We start from the raw sequence: 13540 nt of genomic DNA, 5'->3' as shown, positions 1-13540 counted from the left end.
GCCTGTGACTCACCCGGTTCCACAGATCAGAGACCGATGACGGACCGATGACAGGCCGATGACAGGCCGAGACACGCCGGGTTCACGCGGCAGACCTGCGGTTTTCGGCGATCCGTGCGGCAACATGCCCGATCCGATCGCTACAGTGGGGACAGTGACAGGTGTAAGACGGATCGAGGGCATCTCAGTGGCGCGCAAGCAGGATGACCGGACACGACTTTCCGGTTTAGACGAGGTACCGGTCGGTGCGACCGGTCGACCCAAGCGCGACTTCGACGAACCCGCGGTTCTGCCTAGTCATGGCCCAGCGCGCATCATTTCGCTGTGCAACCAGAAGGGCGGCGTCGGCAAGACGACGACCACCATCAACCTGGGTGCCGCCCTCGCCGGCTACGGCCGCCGCGTGCTGGCCATCGACTTCGACCCGCAAGGCGCCCTCTCCGCCGGTCTCGGTGTGCCCACCCACGACGTCACCACCATCTACGACCTGCTGCTGAGCGGCTCGGTCAGCCCGCACGACGCCATCCAGAAGACGTCGGTGCACAACCTCGACATCATCCCGGCCAACATCGACCTGTCCGCCGCGGAGGTGCACCTCGTCAACGAGGTCGCCCGCGAGCAGATCCTGGCCCGCGTGCTGCGCAAGATCTCCGGCGACTACGACGTCATCCTGATCGACTGCCAGCCGTCGCTGGGTATCCTCACCGTCAACGCGCTCACGGCCAGCCACGGCGTGCTCATTCCGCTTGAGTGCGAGTTTTTCGCCCTCCGCGGTGTGGCGCTCCTGATCGAGACCATCGACAAGGTGCGTGACCGGCTCAACCCGGCCATCGAACTCGACGGCATCCTGGCCACCATGTTCGACTCCCGCACCCTGCACTCCCGCGAGGTGCTTGAGAGGGTCGTCGACGCGTTCGGCGACAGTGTGCTCGAGACGGTCATCGGCCGCACGGTCAAGTTCCCCGACGCGAGCGTCGCCGGTGTCCCGATCACCGAATTCGCACCCGAGCACGCGGCCGCCAAGGCCTACAAGCAGGCGGCGCGGGAACTGATCCAGCGTGGCGCCGTCGCCTGACGCGGACGCACCGAAGTCGTTTTCGGTCGCCCTCGGCAACTTCGAGGGTCCGTTCGACCTGCTCCTGTCCCTGATCGGCAAGCACGAACTCGACATCACCGAGATCTCCCTGAGCCGGGTCACCGACGAGTTTATCGCCTACCTGCGCGGCCTCGACCAGGACGAAGAGCTCGACCAGGCCACCGAATTCCTGGTGGTCGCTGCCACCCTGCTCGACCTCAAGGTCGTCGGGCTGCTGCCGCAGGGTGAGCTTGTCGACGCCGAAGACGTGGCTCTGCTCGAGGCCCGCGACCTGTTGTTCGCCCGGCTACTGCAGTACCGGGCCTTCAAGAGCGCGAGCGCCTGGTTCCAGGGCCGGCTCGACGCCGAGTCCACCCGGCACGTGCGGGCGGTGCGGCTGGAGGAGAAATTCCGCCGCCAGACTCCCGAGCTGGTCTGGACTCTCTCCCTCGGCGACTTCGCCGCCCTGGCCGCCCTCGCACTCACCCCGCGGGTTCTGCCCGGCGTGGGGCTCGACCACCTGCACGCGCCGCTGGTCAGCATCCGTGAACAGGCGGCCTACGTGGTACGGATGCTGCGCGCCGCCGACACGCTCACGTTCCGCGAGCTGATCGTGAGCGCCGAGGTGAAGGGCGTCGTGATCGCCCGTTTCCTGGCCGTGCTCGAGCTGTACCGCCTCGACGCCATCTCTTTCGACCAGCTCGTGCCGCTCGGCGACCTCAGCCTGCACTGGAGTGCCGAGACCTGGACCGATGACACCCTCGCCAACCTCGGAGCCGACTATGAGCATTGACACGACTATGAGCAGTGACACGACTATGAGCAGTGACACGACTATGAGCAGTGACACGACTATGAGCAGTGACACCGCCCCCGGATCAGGGAACACAGAAAACACAGAGGGCACGGATGCCCCGCGCCCTCCGCTCGAGCGCACCCTCGAGGCCATCCTGATGGTCGCCGACGAACCGCAGGGGCTGCTGCAGCTCGCCGCGGCCGTCGACGCCACGCTGGGCGAGGTGCGCGCATCCGTCGCCCGGCTCGTGGCCGACTTCGACGGCCTCGCCGGCACCGTGCGCCGCGGCTTCGAGCTGCGCGAGGTGGCCGGCGGCTGGCGCATCTACGTGCGGCCCGAGCACGATGTGACCGTGGCCGACTTCGTGGTCACCCAGAACCCGAGCCGGCTTTCGCAGGCGGCCCTGGAGACCCTCGCCGTGATCGCCTACAAGCAACCGATCAGCCGCGGGGCTGTAGCCTCGATTCGTGCCGTTAATGTGGATTCGGTCGTGCGCACACTGCTCGGCCGCGGTCTGATCACCGAAGCGTTCACCGACAGTGAGACCGGTGCGATCAATTACGGCACCACAGACCTTCTGCTAGCCCAGCTCGGAATCAACTCGCTCGACGAGTTGCCATACCTATCGCCGTTGCTCAATGACGGCGCGAACGGATTTGAGGAATTGCCATGACAACCGACAACCAGGGGATTCAGGGGACACCCACCAATCTCGAGGCCGCCGCCGACGGCGTGCGCCTGCAGAAGGTCATGGCCTCCGCGGGCGTCGCGTCCCGACGGGTCTCCGAGGAGATGATCGCCGCCGGCCGCGTGCGCGTGAACGGCAAGGTCGTCACCGAGCTGGGCCGCCGGATCCACCCCGACTCCGACCTGATCATGGTCGACAACGTCGCCGTGCAGCTGGACACCAGCCGCCGCTACGTGATGCTGAACAAGCCCGTCGGCGTCGTCTCGTCGATGCAGGACGAGAGTGGACGCCCCGACCTGCGCGAGTTCACCGACCAGTTCGAGGAGCGCCTGTTCAACGTGGGCCGCCTCGACGCGATGACGAGCGGCCTGCTGATCCTGACCAACGACGGCGATCTCGCGCACGTGCTCGCGCATCCGTCGTTCGGGGTCTTGAAGACCTACATCGCCAAGGTCGAGGGCCGCGTGTCGGCGCAGACCATCCAGCTGCTGCAGAGCGGCATCGAACTCGACGACGGGCCCATCTCCGCCGACAAGGCGCGCATCCTGACCAGCCCTCCCGGCGACGGCTTCAGCCTGGTCGAGCTCACCCTGCACTCCGGCCGCAACCGCATCGTGCGCCGCATGATGGAGTCCGTCGGCCACCCCGTCGTCGACCTCGTGCGCCGCCAGTTCGGCCCGCTGCACCTCGGCACACTGCGCGTGGGCGCCGTGCGCGACCTGACCAAGGTCGAACTCGGGCAGCTGCTCACCGTGTCGCGGGCCGAAACCAAGATCTAGGCCCAGGTCAGGAGTTCCAGTGGTTGAATCTCGCCTGATCGGGCCCGTGCGCGTCGTGGGCACCGGCCTGCTCGGCACCAGCATCGGCCTGGGCCTCCGCGCGCGCGGCATCGATGTCATCCTCGCCGACGCGTCGCCGACCAACCTCAGCATCGCCGTCGACTACGGCGCCGGCCGCGCCGCCACTTTCGGCGACCTGCCGCAGCTGATCGTGGTGTGCGTGCCGCCCGACGTGACGGCCGAGATCGTCGCGCGCGAACTGGCCGCCCACCCGCAGGCGATCGTGACGGATGTCGCCAGCGTCAAGCTCGCCCCGCTGCAGGAGCTCCGCGCACTGGGGGCCGACGTGTCCCGCTACATCGGCGGTCACCCGATGGCCGGCCGAGAACGCGGGGGACCCCTCGCCGGCCGCGCCGACCTCTTCGTCGGGCGCCCCTGGGTGGTGGCCGCGCACGACGCGATCAGCTACCAGCAGGCCACCGCGATCGACGACTTGATCCTCGACCTCGGCGCGATCCTGGTCGAGATGAGCCCCGAGGAGCACGACAGTGCGGTGGCGCTCATTTCCCATGTGCCGCAGGTTGTCTCCACGATCATGGCGCGCCGGTTGACGGATGCCGCCGGCTCGGCCCTGAACCTCGCCGGCCAGGGTCTGCGCGACGTGACCCGCGTCGCGGCCAGCGACCCCGAGCTGTGGGTGCAGATCCTCGGCGCGAACGCCGAACCCGTGCGGGACATCCTGCTGGCCTACCGCGACGACCTCGACCGCTTCATCGACGCCTTGGAAGCCCCCGCCGCACCGGGCGCGCGCCGCAAGGTGGCCGAGGAACTCGCCGGCGGCAACGCCGGGGTGGCCCGCCTGCCCGGCAAGCACGGCCAGGACCGCCGCTTCGTGTCGCTGAGCGTGATGGTCGACGACACCCCCGGGCAGCTTGCCCGACTCCTCAACGAGGTCGGCGAGGTCGGGGTCAACCTCGAAGACCTCCGCCTCGAGCACTCACCGGGCGCCCAACTGGGCCTGGCCGAAATTTCTGTACTCCCTGAGGCCGTTGGTCGCCTCACCGAAGAGCTGGCCGCCCGCGGCTGGCGGATTGCTGGTTAATCATGGGTCGTCACTCAAGCCCCCACATCGTCGCCATCGACGGGCCGGCCGGCAGCGGCAAGTCCAGCGTCAGCCGCGCCGCCGCCAGGCGCATCGGCTTCGACTACCTCGACACGGGCGCCGCGTACCGGGCCTTCGCCTGGTTCGTCAGCGACCGGGGCATCGACCCGGAGCACACCGACGCCGTCGTGGCCGCCCTGGGCGACTTCGACTACTCCATCGGCATCGCCCCCGACGAGCACGTCGTTCGGGTCGGCCGGGCGGATGTCACCGACGCGATCCGCGACCCCGCCGTCTCCGCCATCGTCAGCTCCGTGGCCCGCATCCCGGAGGTGCGCACGCACCTGACGGAGCTGTTTCGCGCCATCGCGGCAAGCTCCAAGCGCACCGGAATCGTGATCGAGGGCCGGGACATCACCACCGTGGTCGCTCCCACCGCCGAGATCCGCATACTGCTCACGGCTTCCGAGGAGGCTAGAATGACTAGGCGCTCTGCGGAAATATCGACCCAATCGACTGACACCGTGGCGGAACAGCTGCGATCCAGGGATCACGCTGACTCACAGGTTGTCGAATTCATGAGCGCCGCAGACGGTGTGACCACCGTCGACTCCACCCATCTCGACTTCGAACAGACCATTGACGCGGTCCTCGACGTCATCAATACCTACCGCGAGGCCATCGCATGACCAACAACAACGACTTCGACGACACGATCCCCGACCCCGACACCGAACTGGTGACGCGACTGGACGATCTCGATGACGACCTGGTGACGCAGCGCGCCGCCGCCCTCCGCACCGGATTGAACGAGTACGACCTCGCGGACGAGGACTTCGACGTTCTTGACACGGTGACGGAAGACCCCGACGCCATCCAGTACCTGCCGGCCCTGCCGGTCATCGCCATCGTCGGCCGCCCGAACGTGGGCAAGTCCGCGCTCGTGAACCGCATCCTCGGCCGCCGCGAGGCCGTCGTGGAGGACACCCCCGGCGTGACCCGCGACCGCGTGACGTATAAGGGTGAATGGCACGAACGCCGCTTCAGTCTCGTCGACACCGGCGGCTGGGAGCCCGACGCCAAGGGCATCGACGCATCCGTCGCCGCCCAGGCCGAACTGGCCATCGAACTCTGCGACGTCGTCATGTTCGTCGTCGACGCCAACGTGGGACCGACCTCCACCGACGAGGCCGTCGTGCGCCTGCTGCGCAAGGCCGGCAAGCCCGTCTTCCTCGTCGCCAACAAGGTCGACGACATCCGCCAGGAGCCGGAGGCCGCGAGCCTCTGGGCGCTCGGCCTCGGCCAGCCCTGGCCCGTCTCGGCCCTGCACGGCCGCGGCGTCGCCGACCTGCTCGACGCGATCCTCGAGGAACTCCCCGAGATCTCCGCCGTCGCCAAACAGGAAGTCGGCGGACCACGCCGCGTCGCGATCCTCGGCCGACCGAACGTGGGCAAGTCGAGTCTTCTGAACAAGGTCGTCGGCGAGGAGCGCGTTGTCGTCAACGAGCTCGCCGGAACCACGCGCGACCCCGTCGACGAGCAGGTCGAGCTCGGCGGCAGGGTGTGGCGCTTTGTCGACACGGCCGGCATCCGTCGTCGCGTGCACCTCTCGCAGGGCGCCGACTTCTACGCCTCACTGCGCACCAGCGCCGCACTGGAAAAGGCCGAGGTGGCCGTGGTCCTGATCGACGTGACCGAGGTGATCAGCGAGCAGGACGTGCGCGTGATCGACCTGGTGCTCGAATCCGGTCGCGCCCTCGTGCTGGCATTCAACAAGTGGGACCAGATCGACGACGACCGTCGCCGCTACCTCGAACGTGAGATCGAGCAGGACCTGGCGCACGTCTCCTGGGCTCCGCGGGTTAACATCTCGGCCAAGACCGGCCGCCACATGGAGAAGCTCGTTCCGGCCCTCGAGACCGCTCTCGAAGCCTGGGACACCCGCATCGCCACCGGCAAGTTCAACGCGTTCCTCGCCGAGCTGGCCGCGTCGCACCCGCACCCCGTGCGCAGCGGCAAGCAGCCCCGCATCCTGTTCGGCACCCAGGCCTCCAGCCGCCCGCCGACCTTCGTTATCTTCACCACCGGGTTCCTCGACCCGGGCTACCGTCGCTACATCCAGCGTCGCCTGCGCGAGGTTTACGGCTTCGAGGGAAGCCCGATCAACATCAGCATGCGCGTGCGCGAGAAGCGCAAGCGCTAGCCGCTCAGCGCGTCACAAGGCCCCGATCGGGAGATGTCTCATCTCCCGGTCGGGGCCTTTTCGGTCGTCTGAACCACCAGCTCCATCACGACCCGGCCTTTCCGCACCCGCGCCACGGGCCTGGGCGACAGCCGCTCACAGCCGCGCCGCCGCAACTCCGCGCCGCCGATTCCGACCCGCACCACGAAGCACGTGACCGGCCACACGGATGCGTCGTCAGGCTTCTGCCGTCTGCCCACGGTGACCACCGTCGCCCGTTGCAGCCGCGAATACGCCGGCTTCGGCTCAACCGCGCACCAACCGACCGGCTCTCCGTCGAGAAACGCGATGACGCCCGGCCCGGGCGCGCTGGCCTGCACCTGCTCCCGCAGCATCCCGGCGCACGCTTGCGCTGTAGCGTTCTGGAACTCCCGGTTCGGTAGCTTGAAGTACTGGCACCAGCATCGTGCCGCGTCGTCGCGGGTGGCGAACACCTGGCTCACGTCTTCCCGCAGCACGGATGCGGCGGCTTCGATCCTGATCTCGCTGTCTGCCGGCATGCGCTCACGCTCCGCCCGCGCCGTCGCTGTGCCACTGCATCGGTCGCCCGTGCTCGGTTCAGCACCGCGACTTTCCCTCCGCGGCCCAGACGGTGCGCGAGTGGTTCCCAGACGCGGTAAGATATTCAAGTTGTCTCCTGCTGATTCTGTTCGTTGGAATCGTTGCGGGAGCGGCGGGCTGTGGCGCAGCTTGGTAGCGCACTTGACTGGGGGTCAAGGGGTCGCAGGTTCAAATCCTGTCAGCCCGACCAAATGTCCCGGAAACTCAAGGGTTTCCGGGACTTTTTTGGTTAAGAGATTTGATGTTCCCATCACTACCCCATCACTTTCAGCCCATTTCCACCGCCTTGCCGGCCCTGTCGTGCGAGGCGCTGAGGTCAATCTCGGTTCTTCCCGATCATCCCGGATCCTCGTGCACACCTTCTGGGTATGAGCATTCACAACGAGAACCCACCCTCTTCTCCCACCGACGACTGGGGCCTGGAGCCCCTGATGGACGTCCACGAGCTGGCCGCCTATTTGGGCATCCCGATCTCCACGGTCTACGACTGGCGGGTGCACGGCAAAGGCCCCACCGCGTACCGGTTCGGCAAACACCTCAAGTTCGCCATCTCCGATGTGCGGGCCTGGATCGCCCAACAGCGAGACCCCTCCTCCAACGAGCCCCGGCGCCCCGATCGGCGGTGAGCTGAGATGCCCCGGCAGCGATTGACCATCGGCACCTTCGGCGACATCAGCACCCGCCAGATGCCGAACGGACGCTACGAGGCCCGGACCCGCTACCGCGACTGGGACGGGCATGCGCGCCTGGTGCAAGGCACCGGTGCCACCGCCAAGGCCGCCGAACGGGCACTCAAGGCCAAGCTGGCCGACCGGGACCTGTTCCAACCCGCCGACACGAGCTTGTCGCCGGACAGCTTGTTCAGTGACTTGGTGACCTACTGGCTGGAGGACATCGACCTGGAGGACCGGATTTCCCGGACCACCCGCAACCTCTACGAGCGCAACATGCGCACCCTCGTCTCACCCGCCTTCGATCACCTCGCTTTACGGGAGATCGGTGTGGCCCGGTGCGACAAGTTCATCAAGCAGCTCGCGAAGATCTCCTACAATCGCGCCAAACAGGCCCGGGTGGTGCTGCGGCTCGCCCTCGAGCTGGCCGTGCGGCACGAAGTCCTGCCGCGCAACCCCATGGACCATGTCGCCCGCCTGCACCGCGAGCCGCACGTCCCCGCCGCGCTCATGGCCCCCGAGGTCAACGTGATCCGCGCCGCGATCGCCCAGTGGGAAAGCGCCATCAACCACACCTCCGGCCCCAAACCCGACGGCCAGCTCGGCGCCATCATCGAGGTGATGCTCGGCACCTCAGCCCGAATCGGCGAGGTCATCGCCATCCGCCGCCGGGACGTCGACATCACCAGCCCCGTGCCCTCCATCCGACTGGCCGGCACCATCGTCAGCCGCAAAGGGGAGCAGACCTTCCGGCAGGACCACCCCAAGACCGCCAAGTCCACTCGCGTTGTCGCCATCCCCACCTTCACCTCAGACGCGGTCCGCCGGCGGCTCGCCAAGGTCGGCAGCATGGGCCTGGATGACCTGCTCTTCCAATCCCGAGACGGCACCCCGCTGACTACGGGGAACGTGCGCCGCCAATTGCGTCAGGTACTTGAGGCAGCCGGCATCAACGGGGTAACCCCACACATGTTCCGCCGCACCGTCGCCACCGCGGTCAACACCAACGCCAGCATCGAACTCGCAGCGGAACTCCTCGGCCACACCGACACCAGGGTCACGGTCATGCACTACATCCAACGCAGCGAACTGGTGAACCCGGCCACAGCCGCGCTCCTCGATCGGGCGTTCGCAAAAGACAAAGACTGAACACGGTGCTGCCACCGTGGCAGCACCGCACCACCTGGGGATTCGCTGCCTCGAACAGAATCTGCGATCCTAACGCCGTTGCTGTCCTGGCGGGCCGTTCGCGATGGATACTGACCTGTCACGGTGCCGCCACCGCGGCGGCACCGTGCCATCTGGGGTTTTGCTCTTCCGCAGGGAATCCTCGTCTCGGACCGCCGCACTCATCGGCGGCGTTGGCGAGAGATGTCCACCGTTCACAGTTGTACCAGGATGGCCCCAGCGTCCCATCTGGAGTTTCACCGAAAGCCCGAGAATAGGTCGTCGACGGAACGTGCAGGCTTTCTAAGATCTACTCTCCATTTTGCGCCGAGGATCGAGCGTTTTCAATCGTTCCACCATCGAAAGCGGAAGAACGTCCATAGTTTCTTTGGCGGTCAATCTGAGGGGCTGTCACGAGCCACGTTCTACCGTCGCTCGCGAGATCTGCGGCAGACCGAGTGAGCAGCAAGAGCAGGTTGCTCTTGGCTGCACTCTTATCGATAACAGGAGGTCTACTTTTTCGACTTTCGGGTTTTCCCTTTTCTACGAGGTTGATCTCGCTGACCGGTCATGGACTTTCGCATTTGAGCGGTGGTGCTTGAGGACTCCGCTGGCTGCAGCAAGGTTGATCTCCTCTCCTCATCCGAGTTGAGTTTCTCTGGAGTCGCTTCGTAGTAGACAGCGAACATCTCTCCCGAGCCGCCGTCGAATGCAAAGACAGCAGAGCGGGATATGCCCAATTGATGACCTTTCACACGTGCGTACGCCCGCATGCTGTGTTCCCACGCGACGTGGTCTCCGCCACCTGAGGGCGTGGCCCAAACGAGAAGCCAGCCACCATCGTGAAGTGAGTGAACCGGGATAGTGATGCTGCGGGCGAGCTGACCGTTGCGTGATCCACGCACCACATCTCGACCGTGTCTAGCCATGCGCGCTTGGGCCCGTTTGTCTCCCGATAAGAGTGTGGCTTCGATAGAGAGTCTCCCGATCGGATTTATCCGGTCGATGCTCGCAAGGAGCCCGTCGATTGGGCTCGGTGAACGCCGCGGTTTCGGCGGACTGTTCTGAACCGCTGGTTTGCCCGCCTCCCTCGGCCGGTGCGTCTCGAAATACCATGCGTCGAGCGGATCTGTTCTACTCGTCACGATTCCCGGTGTCTGATTGCGCCATCGAGCTTGTTCAACTGGCGATGGCGGGTTCAAATATGGATAGATCGCCCGAACCTCCGCCGGATTATCCTCTACGTATAGTCCGGCTTCGAGGAAAAATAGAAACAGGTCAAGTTCATCGGGCGCCGTGAAGAGAATCGTCGCAAGCGGGTGACGGCGACGTCGCAAGTAGAGGAGTAATTCGGCCGGATGATCGGTGATCTCTGCGATCAGATCGAGGTCATGAATAGACACAGTCCAAGGGACCGACTCGGTGCCAATGACCCCGGCTTGGACCAACGCAGCGGTTGCAGTCGAGGTCGAGCCCAGATCGTCAAGACTTACGGCAATGGTATGGAATTCCCGAAGGTGGCTAAGGTCAACCCATCCTTCTCCATGGATAAGCAGCCCCCCGTCCAAGGAAATGCGACGCAAGAGCCGGTCTGCTTGCTCCGCTGCTTTCGTGATGATGCCGGTTAAGTCTTTGCGCAGGCGTGAACCTGAACCCGAACGAGACCGAGAGCTCAGCGCGACCGCCTTATCCTCAACGATTAGGGCGACGTCGTCGAGGATGATCAGGTGGTCTCCCTCAACGCGTTTGGTATAGGCCGCGGGACCGATTTCCTCCTCTGAGTCTGTGGCTGGGACATAGTAGAGAATTGAATGCCAGGCGCGAGTGGGACTGACTAGCCGGTCGAACGCTCGCCGAGTTCGATCCTCCAAGACCGAGCCCCGTAGTGCCTGGTACTTTTCCCAGTCCGGGCTGGAATGCAGCGCGAGTTCTAGCCGCTCGCGAATTGCGCCTTGCGTCAATGCCGGGTGCACGAGCATCGCTCGCGATGACGTTGTGCGCACGATGGGGGAGACACGGAAAGGATTGGCACCGGACAAGAACTCCTTGACCGCAGTGCTGGCGCTTTGTGCGGGATCAGGCTTCCAAGAGAACGCCTCCAGAACTGAGGAGACTACGTGCTCCGGCAGGTGGCTCGCCCTCGCGAGGTCAGCGCTGGATACCGAGGCAGCAACTTCATTGGGGTGTAGTGCCCGATCGAGTTTGAGTGCGGCGTCGGCGATGTCTTCCTTCGACGCGATCCCGAGTTCACGTTTCCGGTTGGTCTCAGCTGCAAATCGAAAACCCTGCTCTCGCCTCCGGTTCATGTTCGCTGTTTGCAGCTTGTTGAGCGCGGCCAGGACCTCCTGTGCTTCTGCGATTCCGAAACCGAGGCTGGAGCGAAGACTCGAGTCGACATTGCCGTCGCCGAAGAGCGACTCAGCAGTCTCCTGCAACAACTCGGAATACGAAGAGCCGCGCATTGTGATTTCCGTTGCCTGCACGGTCGCTTTAATTTCGGCTAGCGGGTCGGTTGAATCGGCATTCACGAGGCCGAGCAGCGAGCCAAGGTTGAGGAGTTCGCCGGCGTCGGCTACACATCCTTCAATGATCGAGGCCGGACTGCCTGAGGGAGGTCCTTTGCGCGGTTCAAGTTTCAGCGCCAGCAGCGCAATTAACTCCACGCGGGCAAATCCATCCTCCACACCAGCCTGATATGTAGGTTGCCCGGAGTGCCAAGGAAGTGCCCTGAGTCGCGCTTGCTCAATTACAGCGATCGGGTTGAAGCCTGCTAGAAGTTCAAGCATGTGCTCGACCACTGAGTCGATTCGCGAATTCATGCTCGCGCTTGGGTCGTCCGGGTCTAGGGCTGCCAGTGTCGCTATGCCGGCATTGACGGAGGTTGCGAGGACCGAGGCGTGAATGTCGATCGGGACCCCAGAGTGCACTCGTTTCGGTTTCTTCCCAGAGCTTTTCATTTCAGAAGTCCACCACATCACGCCTCGGCGATGCGTCATCAACGCATGCCCTCTACATAGTTGGAGCGGTGGAGTCCTACAGACTGTCGGACGGTAGTTGGGCTCCGCTTTCGAAACGAAGCGCCTGCGAGATGTCCTTTCAAGCGTTATTCGTCGCGGATCGGGCCTCGTGGGCCGCGCGTCACTTTTGAGATATCAAAGGCGCGAACTCTCCTTCGATCTTTGGTGTTTCCGCATCGATGAGATCTATCAAATAGAGGAACGAGGCCCTGGTTACCCAGAGCGCCTCGATGGTAGATAGTTTAAGATCGTCCAGGTCAACGGTGCTGAACGTCTCTTTGGTAGCCCCGGTCGGCTCATTGAATGTGCCGTGCACTAGGCGGTGAGTTCCGGCGTTGCGAAGCAATCTGGCGGTTGGATAAAGTGCATCTGAAGCAAGGTCGCGTTGCACTTCTGCGAGTGCCAGCCTCGCTCGTCTACCCGAGACGGTGGATACAGCGGGCCGCATCTCCTTCGTTTTAGGGTCGCGCCAGTACTTGGCAAAATCCACCCGTTCAGGTTTCAAACCGCTCTTGAAGTGTTCGTTCGCTGCAACTGCAATCTTGTCGAGCAGGTCGAGAGCGCTTCGCTGTGCAAGCAGGAGAGTCGCCGGGCCCTCACCGTAAACGGCACCGTCGCCGGTTGAACCATAGTCTCCGGTATCGTCCGGATGTTGGGATCCGTCAGCGGTAAACGTCATTTCCTCGCCGCGGAATGCTAAGCGCCGAGCCACAATGAACTCGGCTTTCAGAACGTTAATCGCAGCAAAGATTCGCGGCGGCAAGCCCTCGTCATTATCTTGAACAGCTTGCAAAATGTCAGCGGAGTCCCACCGGGAGCCATCCCCACCGAGACCTTCAACTGTTGGAGCGAGAGCAAGCCGATTTCTAACTATCCACTGTTGGTAAGGGTCGTCGAGATCGCCGTCATGAGTAAGGTGACCGACAACAGGCTCATCGCTCAGAGGAAGTTCGTCCCAGAGCTGAGCGGTTTTTTCCCCAGCGATACGAACCGTTTCTGCACGCAGATCCTTCGCGCGCCTCGCCCAGAGGTCGTACACCGCTTCGATGTGACCCGCCTGCTGCGGGCTAGTCTTCAGCCGATGCAACAACAGTTGGGCTCTATTTCCAGCGGCATTACCGTTCAAGGGGTCTATTTCGAGGGCATCTGCGTATGCTGCGTAGGCTTCCACCCATCTGCCTGAGTTGTCGAGCTCGTTCGCTAGGTTGCATAGTGCGCGCGACCTTTCGGACTGGGGGACATTGAGCGCGGGGTGACTCACGAGCTTCCACGAGCTGCGTGCAGCGACGATCAGCGAATCGTCTCCGAACCTAATATCCGTCTCAACTAAGAAGGTCACGTCCCGCTGAGTGGTGGAGTTTCTCGACACCGTGCGGGTCAGCTGTTCTAGCTTAGGCGGCGGCGAGTTCGGGGAGTATCACCGCCTCGTCGATGACCTCGAT

At 64.3% G+C, this 13540-nt stretch carries 12 protein-coding genes and 1 tRNA gene; 10 read left to right on the top strand and 3 right to left on the bottom strand.

The window, feature by feature from the left end:
* Positions 1 to 154: 154 nt before the first annotated feature.
* The 7 genes from E3N86_RS08050 (at position 155) to der (ending at position 6643) form a co-directional block, all read left to right on the top strand.
* Positions 155 to 1075, top strand: a complete 921-nt coding sequence (locus E3N86_RS08050; protein WP_369827950.1) for a ParA family protein — start codon at positions 155 to 157, stop codon at positions 1073 to 1075.
* The gene (locus E3N86_RS08045; RefSeq protein WP_134401390.1) at positions 1059 to 1868 is read left to right on the top strand and encodes a ScpA family protein; all 810 of its coding nucleotides are present in this window, start codon (positions 1059 to 1061) and stop codon (positions 1866 to 1868) included. The genes E3N86_RS08050 and E3N86_RS08045 overlap by 17 nt, the downstream gene beginning before the upstream one ends.
* Positions 1869 to 1929: 61 nt before the next feature.
* On the top strand, positions 1930 to 2544 hold the full coding sequence (locus E3N86_RS08040; RefSeq protein WP_134511726.1) for an SMC-Scp complex subunit ScpB: 615 nt from the start codon (positions 1930 to 1932) through the stop codon (positions 2542 to 2544).
* Entirely contained in the window at positions 2541 to 3338 is a 798-nt protein-coding gene (locus E3N86_RS08035; RefSeq protein ID WP_104100394.1) for a pseudouridine synthase, read from the top strand. Before E3N86_RS08040 ends, E3N86_RS08035 begins: the two co-directional genes overlap by 4 nt.
* A gap of 19 nt (positions 3339 to 3357) precedes the next feature.
* Entirely contained in the window at positions 3358 to 4440 is a 1083-nt protein-coding gene (locus E3N86_RS08030) for a prephenate dehydrogenase (protein WP_134416731.1), read from the top strand.
* Positions 4441 to 4442: 2 nt separating this feature from the next.
* The gene (gene cmk / locus E3N86_RS08025) at positions 4443 to 5129 is read left to right on the top strand and encodes a (d)CMP kinase (RefSeq protein ID WP_134416729.1); all 687 of its coding nucleotides are present in this window, start codon (positions 4443 to 4445) and stop codon (positions 5127 to 5129) included.
* On the top strand, positions 5126 to 6643 hold the full coding sequence (gene der / locus E3N86_RS08020) for a ribosome biogenesis GTPase Der (protein WP_104100397.1): 1518 nt from the start codon (positions 5126 to 5128) through the stop codon (positions 6641 to 6643). The genes cmk and der overlap by 4 nt, the downstream gene beginning before the upstream one ends.
* Positions 6644 to 6681: 38 nt before the next feature.
* Here der and E3N86_RS08015 read toward each other — a convergent pair whose 3' ends face one another.
* The gene (locus E3N86_RS08015; protein WP_134511725.1) at positions 6682 to 7182 is read right to left on the bottom strand and encodes a hypothetical protein; all 501 of its coding nucleotides are present in this window, start codon (positions 7180 to 7182) and stop codon (positions 6682 to 6684) included.
* 174 nt (positions 7183 to 7356) lie between these two features.
* Here E3N86_RS08015 and E3N86_RS08010 point away from each other — a divergent pair.
* The 3 genes from E3N86_RS08010 (at position 7357) to E3N86_RS08000 (ending at position 9063) form a co-directional block, all read left to right on the top strand.
* Positions 7357 to 7433: transfer RNA gene (locus E3N86_RS08010), tRNA-Pro, on the top strand.
* 178 nt (positions 7434 to 7611) lie between these two features.
* Complete coding sequence (locus E3N86_RS08005) at positions 7612 to 7869, top strand: helix-turn-helix domain-containing protein (protein WP_241985985.1); 258 nt, start codon at positions 7612 to 7614, stop codon at positions 7867 to 7869.
* A gap of 6 nt (positions 7870 to 7875) precedes the next feature.
* Positions 7876 to 9063, top strand: coding sequence for a tyrosine-type recombinase/integrase (locus tag E3N86_RS08000; RefSeq protein WP_134511724.1), 1188 nt, complete (start codon positions 7876 to 7878; stop codon positions 9061 to 9063).
* A 530-nt stretch (positions 9064 to 9593) separates the two neighbouring features.
* On the opposite strand, the gene E3N86_RS07995 is transcribed toward E3N86_RS08000, so the two are convergent.
* Together E3N86_RS07995 and E3N86_RS07990 are read right to left on the bottom strand one after the other, a co-directional pair.
* The gene (locus E3N86_RS07995; RefSeq protein ID WP_134511723.1) at positions 9594 to 12038 is read right to left on the bottom strand and encodes a preprotein translocase subunit SecA; all 2445 of its coding nucleotides are present in this window, start codon (positions 12036 to 12038) and stop codon (positions 9594 to 9596) included.
* A gap of 181 nt (positions 12039 to 12219) precedes the next feature.
* Positions 12220 to 13269 carry an LA2681 family HEPN domain-containing protein gene (locus E3N86_RS07990; protein ID WP_134511722.1) on the bottom strand — a complete coding sequence of 350 codons (1050 nt, stop codon included), beginning with the start codon at positions 13267 to 13269 and terminating at the stop codon, positions 12220 to 12222.
* Positions 13270 to 13540 lie beyond the last annotated feature (271 nt).

This window comes from Cryobacterium sp. Hz7 (genome assembly GCF_004402815.1).
Lineage (GTDB): Bacteria > Actinomycetota > Actinomycetes > Actinomycetales > Microbacteriaceae > Cryobacterium > Cryobacterium sandaracinum.
This window is presented reverse-complemented; position numbering and strand designations above follow the sequence as displayed.